The organism is Amycolatopsis cihanbeyliensis (assembly GCF_006715045.1).
GTDB classification, from domain to species: domain Bacteria; phylum Actinomycetota; class Actinomycetes; order Mycobacteriales; family Pseudonocardiaceae; genus Amycolatopsis; species Amycolatopsis cihanbeyliensis.
The window spans coordinates 2,998,694-3,022,545 of the sequence record NZ_VFML01000001.1 but is presented as its reverse complement, the minus strand read 5'-3'; the positions used below and the strand labels follow the sequence as shown (position 1 = coordinate 3,022,545).

Here is a 23,852-nt window from a genome sequence, read left to right as displayed (position 1 = left end):
TAACCGGCGGGCGTACCAACCAGCACTCGTCGAGGGGACGAACTCGTGTCGGAGACGCTGACCGGACGCCGGGTCGCCTTCCTGGTGGCGCCGGAGGGCACCGAGCAGGTGGAGCTGACCCAACCGTGGCAGGCGGTGCGGGACGCGGGCGGCGAACCGGAGCTGGTGTCCGTCAGTCCCGGAACCATCCAAGCGTTCAACCACCTGGACAAGGCGGACACGTTCCCGGTGGACAGGATGGTCACCGAGGTCTCGCCGGATGACTACGACGCACTGGTGCTGCCCGGTGGGGTGGCGAACCCGGACTTCCTGCGCACCGTGCCGAACGCGGTCCGGTTCGCCGGCGAGTTCTTCGCCAAGCAGAAGCCGGTGGCCGCGATCTGCCACGCGCCGTGGATCCTGATCGAGGCCGATGTGGTGCGTGGCCGGAGGCTCACCTCCTACCCCAGCCTGCGGACCGACCTGCGTAACGCCGGGGCCGAATGGGTCGACGAGGAGGTCGTCGTGGACGCCGGGCTCGTCACCAGTCGCAAGCCGGACGACCTGCCCGCCTTCTGCGCCAAGCTGGTCGAGGAGATCGGTGAGGGCGCGCACCGCGCGCAGGCCCGCAGCGCCTGACCGGCAACCGGGCGCTCAGACCCGCACCAGGACCTGGTCCAGTGACTTGCGAACCAGGTCCGGCACCACGCAGTCCTCCGCGGGGTAGCCGACCGGGATCACCGCGAACGCCTTCTCGTTGCGCGGCCGGTTCAGCACCTCGCCGAGGAACTTCATCGGCGAGGGAGTGTGGGTCAGCGCGGCCAGCCCGGACAGGTGCAGCGCGGTCAGCAGCATCCCGACGGCGATACCCACCGACTCGTCGACGTAGTAGTGCTTGCGCACGCCGCCGTCCGCCAGCGGTGTGAATCGCTGCTGGAACACCACGATGAGGTACGGCGCCTCGGTGAGGTGCGGCTTCACCTCGTCGGTGCCCAGCGGGCGCAGGGCCGCCAGCCACTCCTCGCCGAGCCTGCCCGCGTAGGAGATCTGCTCCTCCCGCTCGGCGGCCTCACGAATCCGCCCGCGCACCTCGGGGTCGGTGACCAGCACGAAGGTCCACGGCTGCTGGTGTGCCCCGCTCGGCGCGGTGGAGGCCACCGCGATGGCGTCCAGCACCACCTGCTCCGGAACGGGATCCGCGGAGAACATCCGTACCGTGCGCCGCTCGTCCATCCGGTGGCGCAGCCGCGCGGCCGTGGCCAGCGACTCGTCGGCGGACATCCGGGCGGGGCGGTAGGGCGCCGGGTGGTAGGGCTCGCCGTGCACGGAGACCCAGCGTTCGCCGTTCGAGGCGGGGTTCGAGTTCGTCACGGGCGCGAGTATGTCAACCAGTGGCCCGCTGTTGAACCCCTCTGCACCGATTTTCGTGCTCAAACGTCCGTTTATCGAACACCCCGCCCGGACCGGGTTTCAGCGGCGGACCAGGTCGAAAATTGGTAATGCGAACCTGTTCGCGTACTGGTAATTGCGACCAAAGTTTGAAAATATTCGTCGGATGCCAGGCCTGCGTCCGTTTGGTATCCGATTCAAGACCATCGTATTGATCTGTTTGCCGGAACTAGGCTGGATGTCGCATTGACGACGTCCGGAGTGGTGGCGCTAACTGTCCTCACCCTGTGATCAGGTACCACCGCGACATTTGGGGTCGGTTATCGAGGTTATGCATAATCCATAACCTCAATAGGATGAGCCGATCGCGCGATGTGTGGTGGTGCCGTATTCCTGCCTGAGGAGAGGGCGCCACATGAAATCCCTGCGAACCAGACGAGCGGGCTTGGCCGCGATAACCGGCCTTGCTCTCGCGGCGGGCATGTCATCCATGCCCGCCCTCGCCGAAACCGGCACCGGCCCGGCTGCACAGCCGGCACCGCCGGAGGCACTGGCCACCTCGGCCGCCGACGAGGCCGCCGCGATCGGCCTCGACGAACTGAAGAAGGGACCGGCGGAGACGTTCCGGCGGGTCGGCGTCACCCCCGGCGCCGCCGGCCTGTTCTACGTTGCCTACGAGCGCTCCTACCAGGGCCTTCCCGTGGTCGGCGGCGATGCCGTCGTCGTGGCCGACGGGGAGGGCGCGGTGCGCGACACCGTGAGCGCGGACACCGCGTCGATCACGATCGGAACCCACGCCGACGTGACCGCCGAGCGTGCCGAGCGCACCGCCCGCCAGCAGCTGACCACTGTGGACAGCGTGGAGGCGGGGCCCGAGCTGGTGGTGCTGGCGGGCGACAGCCCGAAGCTGGCCTACGAGGTACTCGTCACCGGCACCGACGCCGGTGCGCCGAGCAGGTTGCATGTCTTCGTCGACGCGCGATCCGGGGCCGTGCTGGACACCAGGGACGAGGTGAAGCGGTCGGCACTGGCCGGTGCCGCCGCGGCCGCTGACGAGCGGCCCGCGGCGCTGGGCAGCGGCAACGGCTACTACAACGGCAACGTCACCATCGACACCACCTCCTCCGGTGGCCAGTACTCGACGCGCGACCCGAACCGGCGCGGGCTCAGCTGCGGCAACTACAACTCGCGCCAGGTCTTCACCGGCTCGGACGACAACTGGGGCAACGGCTCCGGTACCGACCTGGAGACGGCGTGCGTGGACGCGCTGTACGCCTCGCAGACCGAGTGGGACATGCTCGGCGAGTGGCTCGGCCGGGACGGGATCAACGGCCAGGGCGGCGGTTTCCCCGCCTACGTCGGGCTGAACGCGGTCAACGCCTACTGGGACGGCAGCTCGACCAGCTTCGGTCACTCCCGGGACGGGCGCAGGCAGGTCACCCCGATGGACGTCGTCGGGCACGAGTACGGGCACGCCATCTTCCAGACCACCCCTGGCGGCGCCGGGCGAGGTAACGAGAACGGTGGGCTGAACGAGTCCACAGGGGACATCTTCGGGGCGCTCACCGAGTTCTACGCGCAGAACCCGAACGACGACCCGGACTACGACGTGGGCGAGGAGGTCAACCTGGTCGGCAGCGGCCCGATCCGGTACATGAACGACCCCTCCCGGGCCGGGCACCCGAACTGCTACTCCTCCTCCATCCCGAACACCGAGGTGCACGCGGCGGCGGGCCCGCAGAACCACTGGTTCTACCTGCTGGCCGAGGGCTCCAACCCGGGCAACGGTATGCCCTCCAGCCCGACCTGCGACAACTCCTCGATCACCGGTATCGGTATCCAGAAGGCCGGCAAGATCTTCTACAACGGCCTGCTGCGCAAGACCTCGAGCTGGGATCACCGGCAGGCCAGGGTTGCCACCCTGGAGTCCGCCAAGACCCTGTTCCCGAACAGCTGCGTCGAGTTCGACACGGTCAAGGCCGCGTGGAACGCGGTCAGCGTGTCGGCGGTCGGCGGGGAACCCACCTGCGACAACCAGCCGCCGGTGGAGAACGACTTCTCGCTCTCGCTGAACCCCAGCTCGGTGTCCCTCGAGCCAGGCGAGTCGGCGACCGTGACGGTGTCCACCGAGGTGACCGAGGGCGACGCGCAGGCGGTGCAGCTGAGTGCCTCCGGTCTGCCGAGCGGTGCCACCGCCTCCTTCGACCCGGACTCGGTGGAGTCCGGCGGCAGCGCGGTGCTGACGATCGCCACCTCGGCGAACACCACGGAGGGCACCAGCCAGGTGACCATCACCGGGGACGGTGTGGACATCGACCACACCGTCCAGCTCTCGCTGACGGTGGGTGATGGTGGTCCGCCGCCGGGATGTGACTCCCCGGCGTGGGATTCGGCCGCCAACTACGTGCCGGGTGATGTGGTGTCGCATGCCGGGCACGAGTGGGAGTCGACCTGGTACTCCTCCGGTGCCGAGCCCGGTGACCCGCGGTCCTGGGCAGTGTGGAGCGACCTCGGCGCCTGCTGAGGCGAGGAAGGACTACATGCCATGAATGTCAAGAAACTCCTGCGTTCGGGGGTGGCGGCGGTAGCGGGGCTCGCCGTGGCCGTGGCGTTCCCCTCGCCGGTGGCCACCGCGCAACCGGCCACGGCCGTGGCCGCACCGGATATCGCGGTGTCCGACGTGCAGGCGCATCTGAACGAGTTCCAGAGCATCGCCAACCGCAATGGCGGTAATCGCGCTCCCGGAAGGGGTTACGACGCCTCGGTGTCCTACCTGGAGCAAGAGCTGCGGGCGGCGGGATACGACGTCACCAGGCAGCGCTGCACGAGCTGCGCGGCGCAGTCGGAGAACCTGCTCGCCGAGTGGCCGGAGGGCGACCCGAACCAGGTGATCATGCTCGGGGCACACCTGGACAGCGTGGGTTCCGGGCCGGGTATCAACGACAACGGCACCGGCTCCGCCGCGATCCTCCAGGTCGCGCTGGAGCTGGCGGAGGCCGACCCGGCGATGGCCAAGCGGGTGCGTTTCGCCTGGTGGGCCGATGAGGAGTCCGGGTTGCGTGGTTCCCGGTACTACGTGTCCACGCTTTCCGGCACGGAACGGTCGCGGATCGACGCGTACCTGAACTTCGACATGATCGGGTCGCGGAACTGGGGCTACTTCGTCTACGACGATGTGGCCTCGATCAAGGCGGTCTTCGACGAGTACTTCCAGTCGGAAGGGGTGCCCACCGAGCGGGCCACCGCAACCGACGGCCGGTCCGACCACTCCTCGTTCAAGAGTGTTGGCATCCCGGTGGGCGGGCTGTTCACCGGGGCGGGGTCGCGCAAGAGCTCCGCGCAGCAACAGAAGTGGGGCGGCACCGCCGGTGCGGCGTTCGACTCCTGTTACCACCGCTCCTGCGACACCATCAGCAACATCGCGACCGCGCCGCTGGACCACAACAGCGACGCGATCGCCTACGCGGTGTGGCAGATGGCGGTCGGTGGCACCGAGCAGAACGACTTCTCGGTGTCGGTGAACCCGGCCTCGGGCTCGGTGGAGCCGGGCGAGTCGGTGACCGTGACGGTGTCCACACAGGTGACGGCGGGGCAGCCGCAGGCGGTGCAGCTGAGTGCCTCCGGGTTGCCGAGCGGTGCTACCGCGTCATTCGACCCTCCTTCCGTGCAGTCGGGCGCGGATTCGGTGCTGACCGTTTCCACCTCGGCCGACACCCCGACCGGCACCAGCCAGGTGACGGTGCTGGGAGACGGGGCCGAAGCCGATCGCACGGCGTCGTTCACGCTGACGGTTGGCGACGGTGGGCCACCGCCGGGATGTGACTCCCCGGCGTGGGACGGGGCCGCAAACTATGCGCCGGGTGATGTGGTGTCGCATGCCGGGCACGAGTGGGAGTCGACCTGGTACTCCTCCGGTGCCGAGCCCGGTGACCCGCGGTCCTGGGCGGTGTGGAGCGACCTCGGAGCCTGCTGAGTTCCCCTTTCAGTAGGCACCGTCCCGCTGGGGCTGCCGGCACACCGTGCCGGTGGCCCCAGCCTTCGCTCGAGCTCAGTGCTGGGCTGGAGACGCGCGGCACCACCGCAGGTGTCAGTTGGTTCCCGGACGCTCGGTCAGTCCCACCAGAAGCGCCACAGCCGCACGCCGAGCAGGTCGTCCGCGAACTCGCGCAGGTCGCCCTGCCGGCTGGTGAAGTTCTCCAGGCAGAACGCCCGATGCTCGGCCGCGGTCACGAGCGCGCGCTCCGGGGTCTTCGGTGGCGCGGCCACGGACAGCTCGAGCGTGTCGAAGCCGAGCGAGAGCAGCACGGCGCCGAACCGATCCTCCCAGCTACGCAGCACGGCCGAGATCGCCGCCACGTCCCTGGTGGTGTTGATCATGCCGGGCCAGCCGAGCAGCGCGGGAATGTCGGCGGGACGTTCGGTGGCCACCAGGCCGAGCCTGCTGTTTCCCTGCCTGGCCAGCACCGAACCGGTGTTGCCCGCCTCGGCGAGCGGATCGGCCCTTCGGGGTGTTCGGCGCGCGAGCCCGGGAAACTCCGCCCCGAACGGGTCGAGGCAGTGCCCCGCACAGCACGGTTTGCCCCACCACCCGGCCAAGGTCGCGGCGGCATCGACACCGGGGACCTGATCTCGCGCGGGTGGTATCCAGTCGCGGTCCAGGATCCAGTCCTCGCCGCCCAGCTCGAAGCGGAGATCGCCGGGGATGAGCACCGGCCACAGCCCGGAATCCGGGTGCGCGGCCACGCAGGCGGGGTACCGGTCCGGTTCGTCCAGCGGGCGTTCGCTCACCCACAGCCTGCCGTGCCAGTGCCCCGGCGGCAGCCCCAGTTCGGGCAGCGGGCTGTGCGTGTGGAGCCGGGTGACGGTCATGGTGATCTCCTCGACGTGAGCGTTCGGGTCATTGTGTCGAACACTAGTTCGAGGATACGACAGTTCCGGCGTGGCAGGGGTCGGGGTGGCTCGAGGGCTTGCCGCTGTGTGTTCCATCACACTACTCTCCAGTAGGCTACTGAAGAGTAGTAGTCAGTCGCTCACCGTCGAGGAGACCGCTATGCGCCGTACCCTGGCCACGTTCGCGGCCGTCGCCGCCGCCGCGACCCTGCCGCTCGCCCCGCCCGCCGCCGCAGAGCCAGCCGCCGAACCAGCCGCGTACTCCTCCTACGTGGCGCTGGGCGACTCGTTCACCTCGACCGGCCCGATGTTCCCCGAGCGGGTGCAGCTGCCCTGCGCCAGGTCCGCGGGCAACTACCCCTCCCTGGTCGCGCACAGGCTGGAGCCGAGCGAGTTCACCGATGTCAGCTGCGGTGGCGCGACCACCGAGCACATGGCCGAACCGCAATGGGGCATCGTCAACCAGCCACAGTTCGACGCGCTGCGGCCGGGCACCGACCTGGTGACGGTCGGCATCGGCGGGAACGACATTCCGTTCGCCGAGGTGGTGCTCACCTGCGGCAGCATGGGCCTGGTGGCGCCGGCCGGCTCGCCGTGCAAGGACTTCTACGTCTCGGCCGGTACCGACGAGCTGGCCGCGAAGGTGCGGGCGGTCGGGCCCAAGGTGGGCGCGGTGCTGCGCGGAATCCGGGACCGCGCGCCGGATGCGGAGGTGCTGCTGGTCGGCTACCCCAGCCTGCTGCCGGACTCCGGTGCCAACTGCTGGCCGCTGGTGCCGATCGCCAGGGGGGACGCGCCCTATCTGCGGGACATCACCAAGCTGCTGAACCGGATGCTCGCCGAGCGGGCCGCGGCCGAGGGCGCCGTGTTCGTGGACACCTACACCAGCTCGATCGGCCACGACATGTGCGAGCCGCCGGGGGAGAAGTGGGTGGAGGGCATCCTGCCGACATCCCCGGCCGTCCCGGTGCACCCCAACGGGCTCGGCTCACGCAACCAGGCCCGCCAGATACTCGCCACCCTCGGCCGCTCCTGACCGACTGCTGTGCGTACCCCTGGGGGGCCCTGAACGTGGCGTTCGCGGCGCTCAGCGTTGCGAACGCCACTATTGGGACGCTCAACGTCCGGAAAGCCACGTTCAGGGGCTTTGGGCTCCCAGCTTGCGGGCGCGGTGGTTGGCCACGTTGAGCCGGTTGCCGCACAGTTCGGGCATGCAGTACCGGCGGCGTCCGGCCCGGCTGGTGTCCACGAACATCCCCTCGCATTCCGGGGATGCGCAGCGCCGGAACCGGTCGTGTCCCAACGTTCGCAGCGCACCGAGTAACCCGGCGCCAGCCAGCGCGGCCAGCTCCCCGGCGAGCGTCGCTTTCGGGGCTGTGGCCAGGTACCACTGCCACCGCCCCTCCTCGTCCGGGGCAAGGCCCACCCCGGCCCCTGCGCGCATGACCAGCGTGGTCGCCGCGTCGACGACGTCGTGTTCGGTGCGGGCCTCCAGTACGGCACGCAGCTCCGTCCGCAGCGCGTGTACCCCGGCCAGTTCCTCCTCGGCCGGTTGCCGCCCGCCGGCAAGGGCGTCCGGCCGGACCTCGTGCTCGGCGAGGAACCGGGTCAGTGCGGCCGGGCCGGGCAAAGCCTCGCCGGTGGCGCGTCGCACCATGGCCGAGGTGTTGACCAGGTCGGTAGCCAGCTCCGCACCGTGCCGGTAATTGATAAAAGCTATCTTCAACCCTTACCTCCTGCTAGTGTAACCGGATAAAGATGACTATATCCATTAGCTTGGAGGGCGCGAGATGAGTACCAGCACGGCAACCGGGACCTGGCGGCTCACCCGGCGGGTCCGGGTGTCCGGTGGGGAGGCCGCCACCGCGGTGTTCGGCGAGGGGCCGCCGGTGGTCCTGGTGCACGGGGCTCCGGCCTCGTCCTACCTGTGGCGTGCGGTCGCCGCCTCGCTCGCCCGCCGGCATACCGTGTACTTGTGGGACCTGCTGGGCTTCGGCGAGTCCTGGACAGGTCCCGGCAGCACGCCCTCGATCGCCGAGCAGGCCCGCGCGCTGGCCGAGTTGCTCGAGCACTGGGGCCTCGAGGCGCCCGGCCTGGTGGGGCACGACATCGGCGGCGGCGTGGTGCTCAGGGCACACCTGCTGCACGGCGTACCCGCCCGCAGGCTCGCCCTGCTGGACGCCGCGGTGCTCGACCCGTGGATCACCCCGTTCACCGAGCATATGCAGCGGTACGAAGATGCTTACCGGACGATGCCACCGCACGTCTTCGCCGACATCATCGCCGCGCGGCTGCGCACCGCCACCCGGCACCCGCTGCCGGAAGCCGTGTTCGAAGCCTATCTCGCCCCGTGGGCGGGGTCCGCGGGCCAGCAACGCTGGATCGACCAGGTCGCCGCGGTACGCGGAGCGGACACTCGTGCGGTCGCGGACCGGTTGGCCGAGATCACCGTGCCGGCCCTGGTGCTGTGGGGTGAGCGGGACCAGTGGCTGCCTCCGGACACCGGATCCCGGCTGGCCGCCGCGATCCCGGGCGCCCGTCGGGTCATCATCCGCGACGCCGGGCACTTCCTGCCCGAGGACAACCCGCACGACACCACCACGGAATTACTCCGCTTCCTCGGCTGAGGCTCGGCTACAGCGGACGGAGCAGGTCGTCCGCGTCGATGATGGTGTAGGCGTAGCCCTGCTCGGCGAGGAAGCGTTGCCGGTGCGCGGCGTACTCGGTGTCCACGGTGTCCCTGGAGACCACCGAGTAGAAGTGCGCCTGCCTGCCGTCCTCCTTGGGGCGCAGCAGCCTGCCGAGTCGCTGGGCCTCCTCCTGGCGGGAGCCGAAGGTGCCGGAGATCTGGATCGCGACCGAGGCCTCGGGCAGGTCGATGGAGAAGTTGGCCACTTTGGACACCACCAGGGTGCTCAGCTCGCCGCGGCGGAAGGCTTCGTAAAGCGACTCGCGCTCCTTGTTCTTGGTGGAGCCCTGGATGATCGGGGCGTCCAGCTCGGCGCCGAGTTCCTCGAGCTGGTCGAGGTAGGCGCCGATCACCAGGGTCTGCTCGCCGGGATGTTTATCCACAATGGACTTGATGACCGGGGTTTTGGTCTGTGCGGTGGAGGCGAGCCGGTAGCGTTCCTCGGCCTCGGCGGTGGCGTAGGTGATGCGCTCGTTGTCGGTCAGGGTCACCCGAACCTCGACGCACTCGGCAGGGGCGATCCAGCCCTGGGCCTCGATGTCCCGCCAGGGCACGTCGTAGCGTTTCGGCCCGATCAGGGAGAACACGTCGCCCTCCCGGCCGTCCTCGCGCACCAGCGTCGCGGTCAGCCCGAGCCTGCGCCGGGACTGGAGGTCGGCTGTCATCCGGAACACCGGGGCGGGCAACAGGTGCACCTCGTCGTACACCACCAGCCCCCAGTCCCTGGAGTCGAACAGCTCGAGGTGCTTGTACTCGCCCTTGCTCTTCCTGGTCATCACCTGGTAGGTCGCGATGGTGACCGGGCGGATCTCCTTGCGCTCGCCGGAGTACTCGCCGATCTCCTCCTCGGTGAGCGAGGTCCTGGCCACCAGCTCCCGCTTCCACTGCCTGCCGGCCACCGTGTTGGTCACCAGGATCAGCGTGGTCGCCTGTGCCTGTGCCATCGCCGCGGCCCCGACGAGGGTCTTGCCAGCCCCGCATGGCAGCACCACCACGCCCGAGCCGCCCGCCCAGAAGGACTCCACGGCCCGGCGCTGGTAGTCGCGCAACGCCCAGGTGTCCTCGACCAGGGACATCGGGTGCGCCTCACCGTCGACGTAGCCGGCGAGGTCCTCGGCGGGCCAGCCCACCTTGAGCAGGCCCTGCTTGAGCCGCCCGCGCTCGGAGGGGTGCACGACCACGGTGTCCTCGTCGACCCGCGCGCCGAGCATCGGGTTGATCTTCTTGCTGCGCAGCACCTCTTCCAGCACCGCCCGATCCGTGGTGGTCATCACCAGGCCGTGTGCGGGGTGGTTGGCGATCTGCAACCGGCCGAACCGGCCCATCGTGTCCACGATGTCGATCAGCAGTGGTTGCGGGACGGGGAATCGCGAGTAGTTGGTGAGCGCGTCCACCACCTGCTCGGCGTCATGTCCCGCGGCGCGGGCGTTCCACAGCGCCAGCGGCGTGACCCGGTAGGTGTGCACGTGCTCGGGGGCGCGTTCCAGCTCGGCGAACGGTGCGATCGCGATCCGGGCGTCGTCGGCCCGGTCGTGATCGACCTCGAGCAGGACGGTCTTGTCGGACTGGACGATCAGCGGGCCATCGGTCACGTCCCCCTTTATACCAAGGAGACGGAAGCGGCCTGCGTTGCCCGGCTGGTCTGACCTGCGCAAACCAACCGGAGCCGGCACTGTACGCCGGTGCGGACCGGTGGGTCGACGCCCCACCCTGCTACCCGAGCCCCCGCTCCGGCAGCAGGGGCTGCACGTCCAGTCGTCCCGGGAGCATGCCCGAGCTGTGCATGAGGTCCGCGACCCGTTGCAACCTCACCCCGTTGAGGGAGACCGGGTAGTCGCCGAGGGACACCAGGGAGGCGGTCGTCTCGTCGATCTCCGTGAGCTCGGGCAGCGCCGCGCGCACCACCGTGGGGTCGTTGGCATGCTGCTGCGCCTCGCCGAGCACCCGGCGGAACAGCGCGAGGGTCCGCGGGTTCGTCCTGGCGAACTCGGTGGTGGCGGCGTAGGCGGACATCGGGAAGTCCGTGGTCGCGCCGCGTGCGGTGTCCGCGAGCACCGTCGCGCCCAGATCCTTCTGTGCCTCGGTGAGGTAGGGCTCGACCATCCAGGCGGCGTGCACCTCGTCTCGCCGCAGTGCCTCCGCCATCTCGCTCGGCGCGGTCCGGGTGAACCGGATCCGGTCGACCTCGGCGCCCGCGGCTCCCAGTGTCGAGCGGGTGGTGAGCGTGCCGAGGCCCGCCGGGGCGTCCACCGCGATCCGCGGGGACAGCAGGTCCATCGGTTCCTGGTAGATCGACCCCGGCAGGGTCATCAGCGCCATCGTGCCGCGCCCCGCCGTGTACGCCTCGCCCTGTAGCCGTAGCTCGGTGCCCTCGCTCGCGGCCTCGAACCAGGCGACATCGGTGGCGAAGGCGACATCCAGCTCGCCGGCCCGCAACTGGGCCATGCCCTCGTCCTGGTTCGCCTGCTCGACGAGCTCGACGGTCAGGCCGGCCCGCTCGAAGCGCCCCCGCGCGACCGCGAGCCGCAGCGGCGCGGTGTCGATGGGATTACCCACACCCACCCGCAGTTTTTGTTGCTCCGGTATGGGTTTTTCGTCCGGCTTCGTGCTGAACAGTGAGCAACCGCTCAAGATGAGCAGGATTACCACCGGCAGCACCAAGTAGCGTGCGCCGGCCCTCATGTGGTGGCTCCCATGTACCGAGAGAATGTGGTTTCGTTGTGGAGCTTAGGCGGTCGGAACCAATACCATCGCCCGGCACGTCGTTCGGGTGAGGACTGGCTGCTGAGCCACCCCGAGTGTTATTACTGTTCAGTAGGTTTACGCACGGTGTCTTCGGGACGTTGTGTGGCGTGGCGTCGTGCGACGCAGAAGGCGCAGCGGTTGGTAAAGGAAGCCAGGTGACCCGTCGTAGCCGAGGGGGCGGACCCCCGCCAGCGGGTCGGCAACAGGAGGAAGCCGGGGAGGCGGGCGGCGGATGGCGGCTGCGGAACTGGCGGCTGCGCAGCAAGTTGCTCGCGGTGCTGCTCATCCCCACCCTGGCGGTTGTGGTGCTGGTCGGCCTGCGGATCAGGTCGGACCTCGCCCAGGCCACCCGATTCGCCGAGGGCGCCACCAGGGTCCAGGTGGACCAGCGGGTGGCCGCGCTCGTGCACCGGTTGCAGCGCGAACGCGACCTCTCGGTCCGGTATGTCGCCGCCGACCGGCAGGGTGACCTGGCGGAGCTGAACACCCAGCGGGAGCGGGTGAACGCCGCGGTCGGTGAGTTCGACCGGGCGTTGGCCGAGGTTCGCCCCCGGTTGTCCGAGCAGGCCGTGGCGAGCTTCGAGCAGACCGAGGACCGGCTCGGCACGCTGATCGGGCTGCGGTACGCGAGCGAGCATTCGGCCCTGCCTTCCACGGGGGTACGGCGCTCCTACGGCGAGTTGATCACCGGGCTGCTGGACATCGGGGACCAGGCCGCGGCCGAGCCGACCGACCGGAAGCTGACCAGGACGCGGCTGGCCACCAACGCGTTGGCCAGGGTCAAGGACCTGATGTCGGTGAAGCGGGCTGTGGTGGCCGAGGGGTTGGCCCGCGGCAACCTCTCCGAGGAGGGGCAGCGGGCGCTGCTCGGTGCCGAGGCCGAACTGGCCGCGGCACGCAACGATTTCGGTAAGCTCGCCACGCCCGAGCAGCGGCGTATGTACGACGACACGGTGATCGGCCTGGTGGTCGACAACGGCAACGACATGGTCGAGGCCGTGCTCAACCGCACCGAGAACGGCGAACCGCTGACCGGGCTGGACCCGCGACGCTGGGAGACCGCGGCCACGTACACCGTCAACCTGGCCAACCAGGTCCAGGAAGCGATGCTGGTGCAGGTACAGCAACGTTCCGACCTGCTCGCGACGCGGGCACGCGAGGACGCGATCCGCGGCGCCGGGGTGATGCTCGGGGTGCTGATTGTCGCCGGGATCCTGGCGGCGGTGGTGGCACGCTCACTGCTGCGGCCGTTACGGACACTGCGCCGCAGCGCCCTCGAGGTCGCCGGGCACCGGCTGCCCGCGGCCGTGGACGAGATCCTCGCCGATCCGGACCCGAGCAGGGAGGGCAGGCGCGGGGTGGCGCCGGTCCCGGTGTTCAGCAGGGAGGAACTCGGCCAGGTGGCGCGGGCCTTCGACGCGGTGCACGGCGAGGCCGTGCGGTTGGCGGGCGAGCAGGCCCTGCTGCGGGAGAACGTCAACTCGATGTTCGCCAACCTTTCCCGGCGTAGCCAGGAACTGGTCGAGCGGCAGTTGTCGGTGCTGGATCGGATGGAGGCCGACGAGCAGGACCCGGAGACCCTCGGTGGGCTGTTCGAGCTCGACCACCTCGCCACCCGGATGCGGCGCAACAGTGAGAACCTGCTGGTGCTGTCCGGGCAGGACCTCGGCCCCGCGGCCGCGGGAGCGGCGGCCACTGACGAGATCATCGGCGCCGCACTGTCCGAGGTGGAGCATTACCGGCGTATCGAGGTCGCCACCACGCCCGCGTTCGCCGTGCGTGGCGACGCGGTGAGCGACCTGGTGCATGTCGTCTCCGAACTGCTGGAGAACGCCACCGAGTACTCCCCGCCGGACACCATGGTCTCGGTGGCCAGCTCGATCACCCCGGACGGGGACTGGCGGATCGACATCACCGACCGCGGCGCCGGGATGCCACCCACCGAGATCCGGCGGGCGAACACCCGGCTCGCCGAGCCGCCCGAGGTGGACGTCGAGGTCTCCCGGCGGATGGGGTTGTACGTGGTGGCGCGGCTGGCGCGCAGGCACGACATCCGGGTGCGGCTGGCCGAGTCCGGTCAGGGCGGGCTCACCGCGACCGTGATCGTGCCGGCCGCGCTGCTCGGGGCGCCGCCACCGCCCGAGGAGGTCTCCCCCGAGCCCGCCGAACCGGAGCCCGAGCCGGTCGAGGAAGCGGAGCGGGAGCCCGTCGAGCCCGAACTCCAACCGGAGCCCGAACCGGAGCCGGAATCCCCGCTCGCCCGCTCGCTCGCCGAGCACGGCCCGCCGCGCCGGGCGCCGGTGGAGCCGGAGTCGCCGCCGGACTGGCCGACCGAGGACGATGACGACGCACACCCGCTCGAGGACGACGTCCCGACCGAGCGGATGCCTGCCTACCAGGCCGTCCTGGCCCAGTGGTTCCAGGCGGTCGCCGCGGGGGAGGAGGACGCGGACAGGTCCGGGCTGGACGCGCTCACCCGGATCCGGGGCGAGCCCGCCGCGGAGGACACCGGGGGCGAGGCAGAGGACCTCGCCGAGGCGGACACCGAGGAGATCGAGCGGTTGCCGCGGCCATCCGACCCGATCACGGTGCCCGAGCAACTGTGGCAGGAGCCGCGCCGGTGGCCCGGTGCGGAGGACGACCCGGAGTCGTACGCCTGGCCGGAGGATTCCGCGGCAGCCGGAGCGGTGCCCGCGGAGCGGCCCGCCGCGGACACCGGGGAGACTGTCCAGGACGGCGGCCTGACCGCGGCGGGGCTGCCGCGGCGGGTGCCGCGCGAGGGACGGATCCCGAGCGCGACCGATACCCCGGCCATGGACGAGGGTCCGGTCATCTCCATGGCACCGGAGGCGGTACGGCTGCGCATGGCGAGCCTGCAGAGTGGCCGGCAGCGCGGCCGGCACCAGCGGGCCGTGGAGCGGTCGACGAGAGGACAGGGACGGTGAGCTGTTCGTGACCAGTGGTAGGGCGCCCGAGCCCGTGCCGAACGAGGATCGTGCCGCGCGTTTCCGGGCAAGCACCGAAGCCTTGCTCGAGGTGATCGCGCTCGGGCCGGAGGACGCCGAACGGGCCCAGAAGGGCGGCGCGGATCGGCTGGAGCTGGTCACCGACATGGCGGTGGCCGGGCTCACCCCGAGCGCCGCGGTGGTGCGGGAGGTGCTCGGCGCGACCGACCTTCCGGTCCGGGTGATGCTGCGGGCGGAGGACTCGTTCCGGCCCGTGGGGCTGGACGGGTTGCGCTCGCGCGCCGCCGACCTGGCCGAGGCCGGCGCCGCCGAGTTCGTGTTCGGTTTCCTCACCCCAGGCGGTGAGCCCGACCTGGCCGCCTGCCGAGCGCTCGCGGAGAGCGTCCCCGGCTGCCGGTGGACCTTCCACCGCGCGGTGGACCATGCCGCCGATCCCCGTGCCGCACACGCCATGCTGGTCGAGGCGGAATGCGACACCGTGCTCACCGCGGGCCATCCGGAGGGCGTCGAGCGCGGCCGGACGCTGTTGCGGGAGCTGGCCGCGCGGCGGGAGGGGCCGCGGCTGCTGGCCGGGGGCGGCCTGCGCGCCGAGCACATCGCCCCGCTGCGCGCCGCCGGAGTCACCGCATTCCACGTGGGCGGCGCCGTCCGGCAGGGTGGCTGGACCGAATCGCTCGACGCGGAGGCGGTGCGCCGCTGGGCGGAGCTGGTCAGCAGTTCCTAGGCCGGACCGGTACCTCCACGGTTCGCTAGGGGGTGTCGAAGTCGACGGTGGGGGCGGTCCGCACCCCGAGCACGCTGGCGCCGATGAGCTTGCGCGCCGCGAGGTTGCCCATCGGCATGAACGTGCCGGCCTGCACGTCCCGCCACATCCGCTCGAACGGCAGGTCCTTGCTGTAGGCCGCACCGCCGAGGGCGTCGACCAGCCGCTGCAGCACCTTCGTCGCGTTGTTGCTCGCGGTGTACTTCACCAGGGCGCACCGGGCGATGCCCTGCTGCACCCCGTGCTCGAACAGCTCGCGGCCGGTCACCTCGCCCGCGTGCCGGTGGATCAGCGCGCGCGAGCTCTCCACCAGGATCTGGCACTCACCGATGAGGTCCTGCAGCACCGGGTCGGTCTCCCGCCCACGCCGGACGAGCTGCCGCGCGGCCCAGTCCAGTGCCCCCGCTGCGATGCCGGTGTACACCGCGGAGAACGCCGGCATCGCCCACGCCCACACCGTCTCCAGCACGCGCGCGTCCAGGTGCCCGACCGGCAGCGAGTGCACCACCCGGTCGTCCGGGACGAAGACCTCGGTCAGCTCGAGGTCGTCGCTGCGGGTCGCTCGCATGCCCATGGTGTTCCAGGTGTCGTGCACCCGCACCCCGGGCTGGTCCAGCGCGATCTGGCAGAGCAACAGCCGCGGCCCGCCCTCGGCCTCCTCGTACCGCGCGGTGGTCGAGCAGTGCGTGGCGACGGAGGTGTTGGTGGCGAAGCTCTTCCTTCCGCTCAGCGTGAAGCCGCCCGGCACCCGCGTCGCCGTGGTGCGCGCGTCGGTCATGTTGTTGGCCAGGCCCATTTCCCCGGTGACCGAGGCCCAGATCAGCTTGCCCGCGGCCGCCATCCGTAGCAGCTCCTCCAGGCGCGGGCTCTTCGTGCGGCGCCACACGCTCGCCCACTGCCCCAACGGGGAGATGTGCATGGTCACCGCGAGCGCGGTGGCGCCGTCGCCCATCGCCAGCCGCTCCAGCACCGGCAGGATCTCGGGCAGCCCCGCGCCGAGGCCGCCCAGCTCGGTGGGAACCGACAGCCGTAGCAGGCCGGCCTCGGCAAGGTCCGCGTAGTTGCGGAACGGGAAGGTGTTGCCGCTGTCGTGCTCGGCGGCGCGCTCGGCGAAGGTGTCCGCGAGCCTGCCCGCGATCGCGACCGGGTCAGCCGTTTGCGGATCCTCTGTCACTTGCGCAGCTCCGCCTCGGTGTCCCTGGCCGCGGAGCCGGCGAGCTCGGTTGCGGTGTCGGTCTCCTCGAGATCCGCCGCGGCGACCTCGGCCGCGCTCGCCTTGCGCGCGCCGGGCTCGCCGCCGTGCAGCAGCCGCGCCACCTCGCTGCGCATGGACACGAACCCGGCGGAGGCCCGGGTGGTGATCTGGTCCCGCTCGGCTGGCAGGTCCACGGGCAGGTCCGCGATGATCGAGGCGGGCGACTTGCACAGCACCAGCACCCGGTCGCCGAGGTACACGCTCTCGTCGATGTCGTGGGTGACCAGCAGCACGGTGCTCCCGTGCTGTTTCCGCACCTGTAGCAGCAGGTCCTCCAGCTCGAACCGGGTCTGCGCGTCCACCGAGGCGAAGGGCTCGTCCATCAGCAGCAGGGAGGGACGGCGGGCCAGCGCCCGCGCGATCGACACCCGCTGCTGCATCCCGCCGGACAGCTGCGCCGGGTACTTCCCGCCCGCCTCGCCGAGACCGACCCACTCCAGCGCCTCCTGGGCCCGATCCCTGCGCTCGGCGCGGCCGAGGTCCATCCAGCGCAGCGGGAACTCGACGTTCTTGCGCACCGAAAGCCACGGGAACAGCGAGCGGCTGTAGTCCTGGAACACCACCGCGAGATCCGCGGGCACCCCGGACACCAGGTCGCCGTGCAGCTTCACCTCGCCGCCGGTGGGCTGGAGCAGCCCGGCCACGCAGCGCAGCAGGGTCGACTTGCCGCAGCCGGACGGCCCGACGATGCAGGCCAACTGCCCGGCCTCGACGGTGAACGAGAGGTCGTCCACGGCCACGTGCGCGTTCTCGCCGGCGCCGTAGCGGTGGCCGAGGCCTTGCACCTCCAGCATGGTCGGCATGTTCATCCTCCCCTGGTCTGGGTTTGTTCCGCGCCGCGGCTCGGTTGCCAGCTGAGCACCTGGCGCTCCACCACGAGCAGTAGTGCGTTCAGCCCGTAGCCGAGGGCGCCGAGCAGCACGATCCACGACCACATGGCCGGGAACTCGAAGTGTTGCTTGGCGGCGATCAGCTGGGCGCCGATCCCGTGCGGTGGTCCGACCATCTCCGAGATGACCATCAGGATCAAGGCGATGGAAAGGCTCAGCCGCAGCCCGGCGAAGATCTTCGGCAGCGCGGCGGGCAGCACCACCCCGCCGATCCAGTAGTGCCGGGGCGTGCCGAAGGAGCGGGCGGTCTCCTGCTTGGTCCGGTCCACCGAGCGGACCCCGTCCACGGTGTTCAGCAGGATCGGCCACAACGCGCCGAAGACGATGGTGATCAGCTGCATGCCGGTGCCGAGCCCGAACAGCAGGAGGAACACCGGGATCAGGGTCGGCGGCGGGATCGCCCTGATGAAACCGAACAGGGGGCCCACGTAGTCCATCCCGGTGCGCGAGCGGCCGAGCGCGGTGCCCAGCCCCACCCCGAGCACCACCGCGATCGCCCAGCCGCCGAGCACCCGGCTCAGGCTGGGCAGGATGTCCTCGAAGACGTGGTCGCCGAGGAACAACTGGGCTGCCGGACCGGAGAACCACAGCTCGGCCGCGCTGGCCAGGATGCTGGTCGGCGGGGGGAAGAACGTGCTGCCCGCGGCCCGGGTGGCCAGCTCCCACAGCACCGCCGCACCGATGAAGAGCGACCAGCGGCGCAGGAAGCCGAGAACGTACCTCACGTCGCCTCCGTTTCGGCCGTGTTCCAGCGGAAGAGCCGCCTGCCGACGCGTTCGAGGCCCTCGTTGATCAGGTAGCCCGCCAGCCCGGCCACCACGGTCCCGGCCAGCACGAGGTCCATCCGGCCCGCGCCACCGCTTGCCTCCAGGATGAAGTTGCCGATCCCGCGATGCGCCCCGGCGATGAACTCGGTGCTCACCACCAGGATGAGCGCGATCGCGCCGGACATCCTGATCCCGGTGAAGATGAACGGCGCCGCGTGCGGCAGCGCCACCGTGCGCAGGATCCGCACCCTGCTGGTGCCGCAGGAGCGCGCGGTGTCGATGAGCAACGGGTCGATCTCGTCGAAGGCGTAGATGGTGTTGTAGAGGATCGGCCACAGCGAGGCGTACACGGCCAGCGTGATCTTGGCCTCCGGCCCGCCGCCGATCACCAGGATCACCAGCGGGATCAGCGCCACCGAGGGGATCGGGCGCAGGAACTCCACGATCGCCCTGGTGGCGACCCGCAGCCCGGGGATGCTGCCGAGCAGCAACCCGGCCGGGACGGCGACGGCGATCGCGACGAACATGGCGATCGCCCAGGCGAGCAGGCTGGCGATGATGTCGCGCAGGAAGGACTCCCGGCCGATCAACTCCACCAGGCTGGTCAACACGACGGTCGGTGGCGGCAGGAAGACCTCCCGCACCAGGCCGGCCCGAACGACTGCTTCCCAGATCGCGAAGAAGCCGATCAGGCCGGCCAGATTTCGGTAGAACGGTCGCACGTCAGCGTCAGCGCCTGTCTCGGGTCAGTCCGCCGACGGCTGGGCGATCATCTGCGAAGCGTCCACGGCCTGCTCGATGATCCCGAACTCCAGCAGCAGGTCGGGCACGCGCTGCAGCCGCTGCGGGTCCAGCGCGGACTGGAAGGTCAGCAGGGTGGCCAGCGAGGCTGTGTCCGCGTCGATCTTGCTGTGCTCGACCAGCAGCGGCTCGATCTTGCTCCGGTCGGCCAGCGCCTCGTTCGTCGCCTTCTGCATCACCCGCTGGAACGCGGCGATGGTCTCCGGGTTCTTGTCCGCGAAGTCGGCCGAGGAGCCGTAGCCCGCGGTGGGGAAGTCCTTGGTCGGCCCCTTGGCGGTGTCCGCCACCGGCACCGCCCCGACGCTCTTCTCCGCCTGGGTGATGAACGGCTCGGTGAGGAAGGCCGCGTCGACCTGGTCGTTCTGCAGCGCGGCCGCGGTGTCCGGGAAGGGGATCTCCACCCACTCCACGTTGTTGAAGTCCACGCCGTTGGCCTGCATGGTCGACTTCACCAGCACCTCGATGATGGTGCCCAGCGCGGTGATGCCAACCCGCTTGCCCTCGAGGTCCTGCACCGACTGGACCTTGGAGTCCGGCATGGCCATGATCAGCGTGCTGTTCGGCGCGGCGGAGGAGGCGTCGGCCACGAACTTGAGGTTCGCGGCTCCCTTCGACTGCGCAAGGAAGAACGGGCTGTAGCTGCTGTAGGCGATATCCACCTCACCGCCGATCAGCTTGGCCAGCGAGGCCTGCCCGCTCTTCGCGCTGACCGTCTCGATCTCGAGGCCTTCTTCCTTGAAGTAGCCGTTCTTCATCGCCAGGTGCAGGGGCGCGAGGTCGATGGTCGGCATGATCGAGACGGTGAGCTTGGACTGCTCCAGCGGGCCGTCGCCACCACCGGAGGAATCGTCGGACTCACCACCGAGTAGGCCGCAGCCACTGACCGAGGCCAGCATGACGAGCGAGGTCGCGAGTATGCCCAGTCTGGTGCGGCGGCTGCGGGACCGCACGGTCCTGGTGGCGTTTCGAAGCAAAGCCAACTCCTCGTGGGATGAGATGAGATGAGGTGGGGATGGGTTGGATTTTGCGGGTTCCGGACAGCACTGGCCAGTGCTTCCCGGGGGACCACGCGGGACACTCTAAAGACCGGAGGTCCCCATCACAATCGGTGCCTACACTAATTCTCTCGGTATCTTGCATCACTCGATCGGATGCACTTGGATGTGATCTGCTTTACTCTCGGCTGGCTTGAAGTTGGCGAGGACTGCAGCGCGATGCGTCCCTGGACGGTCTTGGACGGTCACTGTGATGTTCGGTGACGAACCTGTGAGGGTTACATCACCGCGCGGACTTCGCTACCTTCTGTACCTGCAGCCAGGTATAGACCACCAATGTAGTGATAAGAGAGTGACTGAATGGCCCAGCGACGCCGTGGACGTGCGTGTCGTCGGTCCATCCTTGGACGCTTTCGGAGGGATGGCCCTAACCGGTGAACGCGTATGACGGCGCCAGGTTGACCGGCGCGCGCCCGCGACGCAATGCTGCCGCTGAACCGATCCCGTCCACGTGACCGGCGGTCGGCTCGCATGCAGGGAGTGTGCTGCTAGTGCCTGGTGGCGAACCCGGGTTCGTATCCAGCTCGGAGAACGATGGTGATAGAGCGGTGCCGAGGACAGAAGCCGCGGAGGTAGGCGGGACTCCCGCGACCGAGCAGGACGACCGTGCGCATGAAACGGAGCCGGGTGGCTCCCGATGGAAGCTGCGTAACTGGCGACTACGTTCCAAGCTCGCCGCGGTGCTGATCGTGCCGATGGTCACCGCGGTGATCCTCGGTGGCCTGCGCACGGCGGACGAGCTGAACCGGGCGGAGGAGTTCGGCCAGACCGTCGACCAGGTCGACGTCGCCGCAAGGCTGACCGCGGTGGTGCACGCCCTGCAGGCGGAGCGCACCCTCGCCGTGGACCGGGTCGCGAGCGGCTCCCTCGAGCGCGCCGCGCTGGACTCGCAGATCGCCAGGGTCGACGCGGCCGTGCGCGACCTGCGGTCGGCGGCCGACGAGCTGGACACCGACGACCCGGCGGCCAACGCGCGATACGCGCGGGGCCTGCAACGACTGGACGCGCTTTCGGCGCTGCGCAACGCCATCAGCAACACCAACTACCCGGACATGGCCGCCTTCGTGGCGTACAACTCGATCCTGGACGCGCTGGTCCAGCTCGGCCGGGAGGTGAACGCCGCGGTCACCGAGCGGGAGCTGCTCCGGCAGGGCACCCTGGTCCAGTCGCTCAGCGAGGCCAAGGAGGCCACCGCGAAGGAGAACGCCGCGCTGCACATCGCGGCCGGGCGTAACCAGTTCCCCGCGGACCTGCTGGAACGGACCTTCGCCGCGCAGGCGGGCGCGCGGGCCGGGATCGACGACTTCCTGGCCAACGCCAGCCCGGCGCAGCAGCAGCTGTACTCGGACACGGTCAGCGGTACCGAGGTGGACAACCGCGAGCGGATCAAGCTGGCCGCCTTCGTCCGCGACGCGGAGGGCGAACAGCTCAACATCAACAACGAGGCCCTCACCAACGACGGCGCCGCCACCAGGGACAAGATGCGCGAGGTCGAGTCCGAGCTGCTCGGCCAGCTGCGTGGCCGGGCCGAGACCCTCGCCGCGAACGCGACCGAGTCGGCCTGGGTCTTCTCCGGCATCGTGCTGGCGGCGCTGATCGCGGCGCTCGCGCTGATGCTGATCATCGCGCGTTCGCTGCTCAGCCCGCTGCGGACGCTGCGGACCAACGCGCTGGAGGTCGCCTACGTCCGGCTGCCGGAGACGGTGCGCCGGATCCTCGCCGACCCGAACCCGATGGAGGCGTCCCGGGGCGCGGTGGACCCGGTCCCGGTGCAGACCCGCGAGGAGATCGGCGAGGTCGCCCGCTCCTTCGACGTGGTGCACGAGCGAGCCATCCGGATGGCCGCCGAGCAGGCCCTGCTGCGGGAGAACGTGAACCGCATCTTCGTCAACCTTTCCCGGCGCAGCCAGCGGCTGGTGGAACGGCAGCTCGGTGTGATCGACCGGCTGGAGGCCGAGGAACAGGACCCGGACCAGCTGGCCAGCCTGTTCGAGCTGGACCACCTTGCCACCCGGTTGCGGCGCAACGGCGAGAGCCTGCTGGTGCTTTCCGGTGCCGGCCTCGCCAAGTCGGTCACCAGGTCGGTCCCGTCCGCGGACGTGATCGGCGCCGCGGTGTCGGAGATCGAGCAGTACGCGCGGGTCGAGGTCGGCACCGTGCCGGAGGTCGCCGTCCAGGGCCGCACCATTCACGACCTGGTGCACCTGCTGGCCGAGTTGCTGGACAACGCGACCTACTTCTCCGAGCCGGAGACCAAGGTCAGCGTGCGCGCCGTGGTGACGAGGCGTAAGGCGCTCGCCGTCCAGATCACCGACCGGGGCGTCGGGATGAGCGAGGACCAGATCTCCGAGGCCAACGAGCGCCTCGCCGACCCCCCGGACCTGGACGTGTCGGTGACCAGGCGGATGGGCCTCTACGTGGTCGCCCGGCTGGCCCAGCGGCACGGCATCGAGGTGCGGCTGCGGGAGAACGAGGACATCGAGGGCGGGGTGATCGCCCGGATCGTGGTGCCGGCCGAACTGCTCAGCGCCACGCCTTCCACCGAGTCCTTCGGCCCCGAGCAGCTACGCGCGCCGGCGCCGGAGCGGCCCGAGGAGTCCTCCTCGCCGTCACTGCCCTCGATCCCCCCGGTGCGGTCGGTGTCCTCCCTGCCCACCGAGCCGCCCGCACCGCAGGCGTCGCCGGACCCGGGCGGGCCGCCCTCCTCCCCGCCCGCGACCCTGCCGCCGGTCCCCGAACCGGATCCGGAGGAACAGACCCAGGTCGTCGAGCAGGCCGGGCTGAAGCCGCTGGACCAGCCGATCAGCCTGGACGACCTGGTCGGCGGGGGCGCGTCCAAGGCGGCGGGCCCGTTCCTGAGCTCGGCGCCGGACGACGCGCCCGCTCCACCACCGCTGCCGCCGCCGCGCAGGCCGAGGGAGCCGGCGGAGTACGAGGAGCGGCCGTCCGGTGCCCATCGCAGGGAGGACGCGAGGGAGGAAGCGACGGACTTGTCCGCGGAGGACACGTCGTACATGCTGTCGCTGCCCGCGGACGAACCCCGCTACGTCCCGGTGGCGCCGGAGTGGCCCAAGGACGAGGTGGACGGGGACGGCAGCGCGCTGGACGACGACGTCCCGACCAAACGGTTGCCGATCTACCAGTCGGTGCTGTCGCGCTGGTTCAGCGAGGAGGGAGAGGAACCGGTCGAGCAGGACGATTACGCCGATGCCGAACCCGAGCAGGAGCAGCAGCGGGCCGACGCGGCGGAGGAACCGGAGGGAGCGGCCGTGGCGTCGGAGTGGACCAGCGTGTCCGACAACGGCTGGCAGGCGGCGCAGTCGCTGCTCGAGTCGAAGAACGAGGAGGTCACCCCGGCCGGGCTGCCCAAGCGGGTGCCCAACGCATACTTGGTGCCGGGCTCGGTGTCTCCCTCGGAGAGCAATGCCTTCACCGATACCACGTCGGCACAGCCGGGTGAGGGCGCTATCGCCAGGTCCGCGGCGGCGGCACGGAACCGGATGGTGAGTTTCCAGCGTGGCTACCAGAGCGGCAGGCATGCGCTCCGAGAGGACGATGACGTGACCGACTCCACCTACCGGCCCGATGCCGTGGGTGTCAACGGGCGGGGCGGCGTCCAGGGCACGGGCGATCGATCTGCCGAACACGGGGCTAAGGAGTGAG

18 protein-coding genes are annotated in these 23,852 nt (G+C 70.2%); 8 read left to right on the top strand and 10 right to left on the bottom strand.

What is annotated here, in order from left to right; genetic code table 11:
• Window positions 1-45 precede the first annotated feature (45 nt).
• Window positions 46-618 carry a type 1 glutamine amidotransferase domain-containing protein gene (locus tag FB471_RS13410; protein ID WP_141998328.1) on the top strand — a complete coding sequence of 191 codons (573 nt, stop codon included), beginning with the start codon at window positions 46-48 and terminating at the stop codon, window positions 616-618.
• A 15-nt stretch (window positions 619-633) separates the two neighbouring features.
• On the opposite strand, the gene FB471_RS13405 is transcribed toward FB471_RS13410, so the two are convergent.
• On the bottom strand, window positions 634-1,260 hold the full coding sequence (locus FB471_RS13405) for a nitroreductase family protein (RefSeq protein WP_142001878.1): 627 nt from the start codon (window positions 1,258-1,260) through the stop codon (window positions 634-636).
• 523 nt (window positions 1,261-1,783) lie between these two features.
• Between FB471_RS13405 and FB471_RS13400 the strand changes: the two genes are divergently transcribed.
• Together FB471_RS13400 and FB471_RS13395 are read left to right on the top strand one after the other, a co-directional pair.
• Window positions 1,784-3,892: a M4 family metallopeptidase gene (locus tag FB471_RS13400; protein WP_141998326.1), complete on the top strand. Its 2,109-nt coding sequence runs from the start codon at window positions 1,784-1,786 to the stop codon at window positions 3,890-3,892.
• Window positions 3,893-3,913: 21 nt separating this feature from the next.
• Window positions 3,914-5,341 carry a M20/M25/M40 family metallo-hydrolase gene (locus tag FB471_RS13395; protein WP_141998324.1) on the top strand — a complete coding sequence of 476 codons (1,428 nt, stop codon included), beginning with the start codon at window positions 3,914-3,916 and terminating at the stop codon, window positions 5,339-5,341.
• Between the two features lie 137 nt (window positions 5,342-5,478).
• On the opposite strand, the gene FB471_RS13390 is transcribed toward FB471_RS13395, so the two are convergent.
• Complete coding sequence (locus tag FB471_RS13390; protein ID WP_141998322.1) at window positions 5,479-6,237, bottom strand: DUF4253 domain-containing protein; 759 nt, start codon at window positions 6,235-6,237, stop codon at window positions 5,479-5,481.
• Between the two features lie 181 nt (window positions 6,238-6,418).
• Between FB471_RS13390 and FB471_RS13385 the strand changes: the two genes are divergently transcribed.
• Entirely contained in the window at window positions 6,419-7,294 is an 876-nt protein-coding gene (locus tag FB471_RS13385) for an SGNH/GDSL hydrolase family protein (RefSeq protein WP_141998320.1), read from the top strand.
• 102 nt (window positions 7,295-7,396) lie between these two features.
• Here FB471_RS13385 and FB471_RS13380 read toward each other — a convergent pair whose 3' ends face one another.
• Window positions 7,397-7,984 carry a CGNR zinc finger domain-containing protein gene (locus tag FB471_RS13380; protein ID WP_141998318.1) on the bottom strand — a complete coding sequence of 196 codons (588 nt, stop codon included), beginning with the start codon at window positions 7,982-7,984 and terminating at the stop codon, window positions 7,397-7,399.
• Window positions 7,985-8,048: 64 nt separating this feature from the next.
• Here FB471_RS13380 and FB471_RS13375 point away from each other — a divergent pair, with 64 nt between their 5' ends.
• Entirely contained in the window at window positions 8,049-8,885 is an 837-nt protein-coding gene (locus FB471_RS13375) for an alpha/beta fold hydrolase (RefSeq protein ID WP_141998316.1), read from the top strand.
• A 7-nt stretch (window positions 8,886-8,892) separates the two neighbouring features.
• Here the strand turns inward: FB471_RS13375 and FB471_RS13370 are convergent, their stop codons facing one another.
• Entirely contained in the window at window positions 8,893-10,539 is a 1,647-nt protein-coding gene (locus FB471_RS13370) for a DNA repair helicase XPB (RefSeq protein WP_141998314.1), read from the bottom strand.
• A 121-nt stretch (window positions 10,540-10,660) separates the two neighbouring features.
• Entirely contained in the window at window positions 10,661-11,629 is a 969-nt protein-coding gene (locus FB471_RS13365) for an ABC transporter substrate-binding protein (protein ID WP_141998312.1), read from the bottom strand.
• 218 nt (window positions 11,630-11,847) lie between these two features.
• On the opposite strand from FB471_RS13365, the gene FB471_RS13360 reads away from it, so the two are divergent.
• Window positions 11,848-14,637, top strand: a complete 2,790-nt coding sequence (locus tag FB471_RS13360; RefSeq protein WP_141998310.1) for a sensor histidine kinase — start codon at window positions 11,848-11,850, stop codon at window positions 14,635-14,637.
• Window positions 14,638-14,719: 82 nt separating this feature from the next.
• On the top strand, window positions 14,720-15,382 hold the full coding sequence (locus FB471_RS13355; protein WP_170221006.1) for a copper homeostasis protein CutC: 663 nt from the start codon (window positions 14,720-14,722) through the stop codon (window positions 15,380-15,382).
• Between the two features lie 25 nt (window positions 15,383-15,407).
• On the opposite strand, the gene FB471_RS13350 is transcribed toward FB471_RS13355, so the two are convergent.
• The 5 genes from FB471_RS13350 to FB471_RS13330 are packed head-to-tail and all read right to left on the bottom strand — an operon-like array spanning window position 15,408 to window position 20,108.
• Entirely contained in the window at window positions 15,408-16,595 is a 1,188-nt protein-coding gene (locus tag FB471_RS13350) for an acyl-CoA dehydrogenase family protein (RefSeq protein ID WP_141998308.1), read from the bottom strand.
• Window positions 16,592-17,479: an ABC transporter ATP-binding protein gene (locus FB471_RS13345; RefSeq protein ID WP_141998306.1), complete on the bottom strand. Its 888-nt coding sequence runs from the start codon at window positions 17,477-17,479 to the stop codon at window positions 16,592-16,594. The genes FB471_RS13350 and FB471_RS13345 overlap by 4 nt, the downstream gene beginning before the upstream one ends.
• 2 nt (window positions 17,480-17,481) lie before the next feature.
• The gene (locus FB471_RS13340) at window positions 17,482-18,291 is read right to left on the bottom strand and encodes an ABC transporter permease (protein WP_141998304.1); all 810 of its coding nucleotides are present in this window, start codon (window positions 18,289-18,291) and stop codon (window positions 17,482-17,484) included.
• Entirely contained in the window at window positions 18,288-19,055 is a 768-nt protein-coding gene (locus FB471_RS13335; protein ID WP_141998303.1) for an ABC transporter permease, read from the bottom strand. Before FB471_RS13335 ends, FB471_RS13340 begins: the two co-directional genes overlap by 4 nt.
• A 24-nt stretch (window positions 19,056-19,079) precedes the next feature.
• Window positions 19,080-20,108 (bottom strand): ABC transporter substrate-binding protein, encoded by a 1,029-nt coding sequence (locus FB471_RS13330; protein WP_246076389.1) that lies wholly within the window; start codon window positions 20,106-20,108, stop codon window positions 19,080-19,082.
• Window positions 20,109-20,737: 629 nt separating this feature from the next.
• Here FB471_RS13330 and FB471_RS13325 point away from each other — a divergent pair.
• On the top strand, window positions 20,738-23,851 hold the full coding sequence (locus tag FB471_RS13325; protein ID WP_141998301.1) for a nitrate- and nitrite sensing domain-containing protein: 3,114 nt from the start codon (window positions 20,738-20,740) through the stop codon (window positions 23,849-23,851).
• Window position 23,852: the final 1 nt, after the last annotated feature.

Coding starts and splice junctions, on each gene's coding strand:
- FB471_RS13405 (WP_142001878.1), bottom strand. CDS start 1,260: ATGTCCGCCGACGAGTCGCTGGCCACGGCCGCGCGGCTGCGCCACCGG.
- FB471_RS13400 (WP_141998326.1), top strand. CDS start 1,784: ATGAAATCCCTGCGAACCAGACGAGCGGGCTTGGCCGCGATAACCGGC.
- FB471_RS13395 (WP_141998324.1), top strand. CDS start 3,914: ATGAATGTCAAGAAACTCCTGCGTTCGGGGGTGGCGGCGGTAGCGGGG.
- FB471_RS13390 (WP_141998322.1), bottom strand. CDS start 6,237: ATGACCGTCACCCGGCTCCACACGCACAGCCCGCTGCCCGAACTGGGG.
- FB471_RS13385 (WP_141998320.1), top strand. CDS start 6,419: ATGCGCCGTACCCTGGCCACGTTCGCGGCCGTCGCCGCCGCCGCGACC.
- FB471_RS13375 (WP_141998316.1), top strand. CDS start 8,049: ATGAGTACCAGCACGGCAACCGGGACCTGGCGGCTCACCCGGCGGGTC.
- FB471_RS13365 (WP_141998312.1), bottom strand. CDS start 11,629: ATGAGGGCCGGCGCACGCTACTTGGTGCTGCCGGTGGTAATCCTGCTC.
- FB471_RS13345 (WP_141998306.1), bottom strand. CDS start 17,479: ATGCCGACCATGCTGGAGGTGCAAGGCCTCGGCCACCGCTACGGCGCC.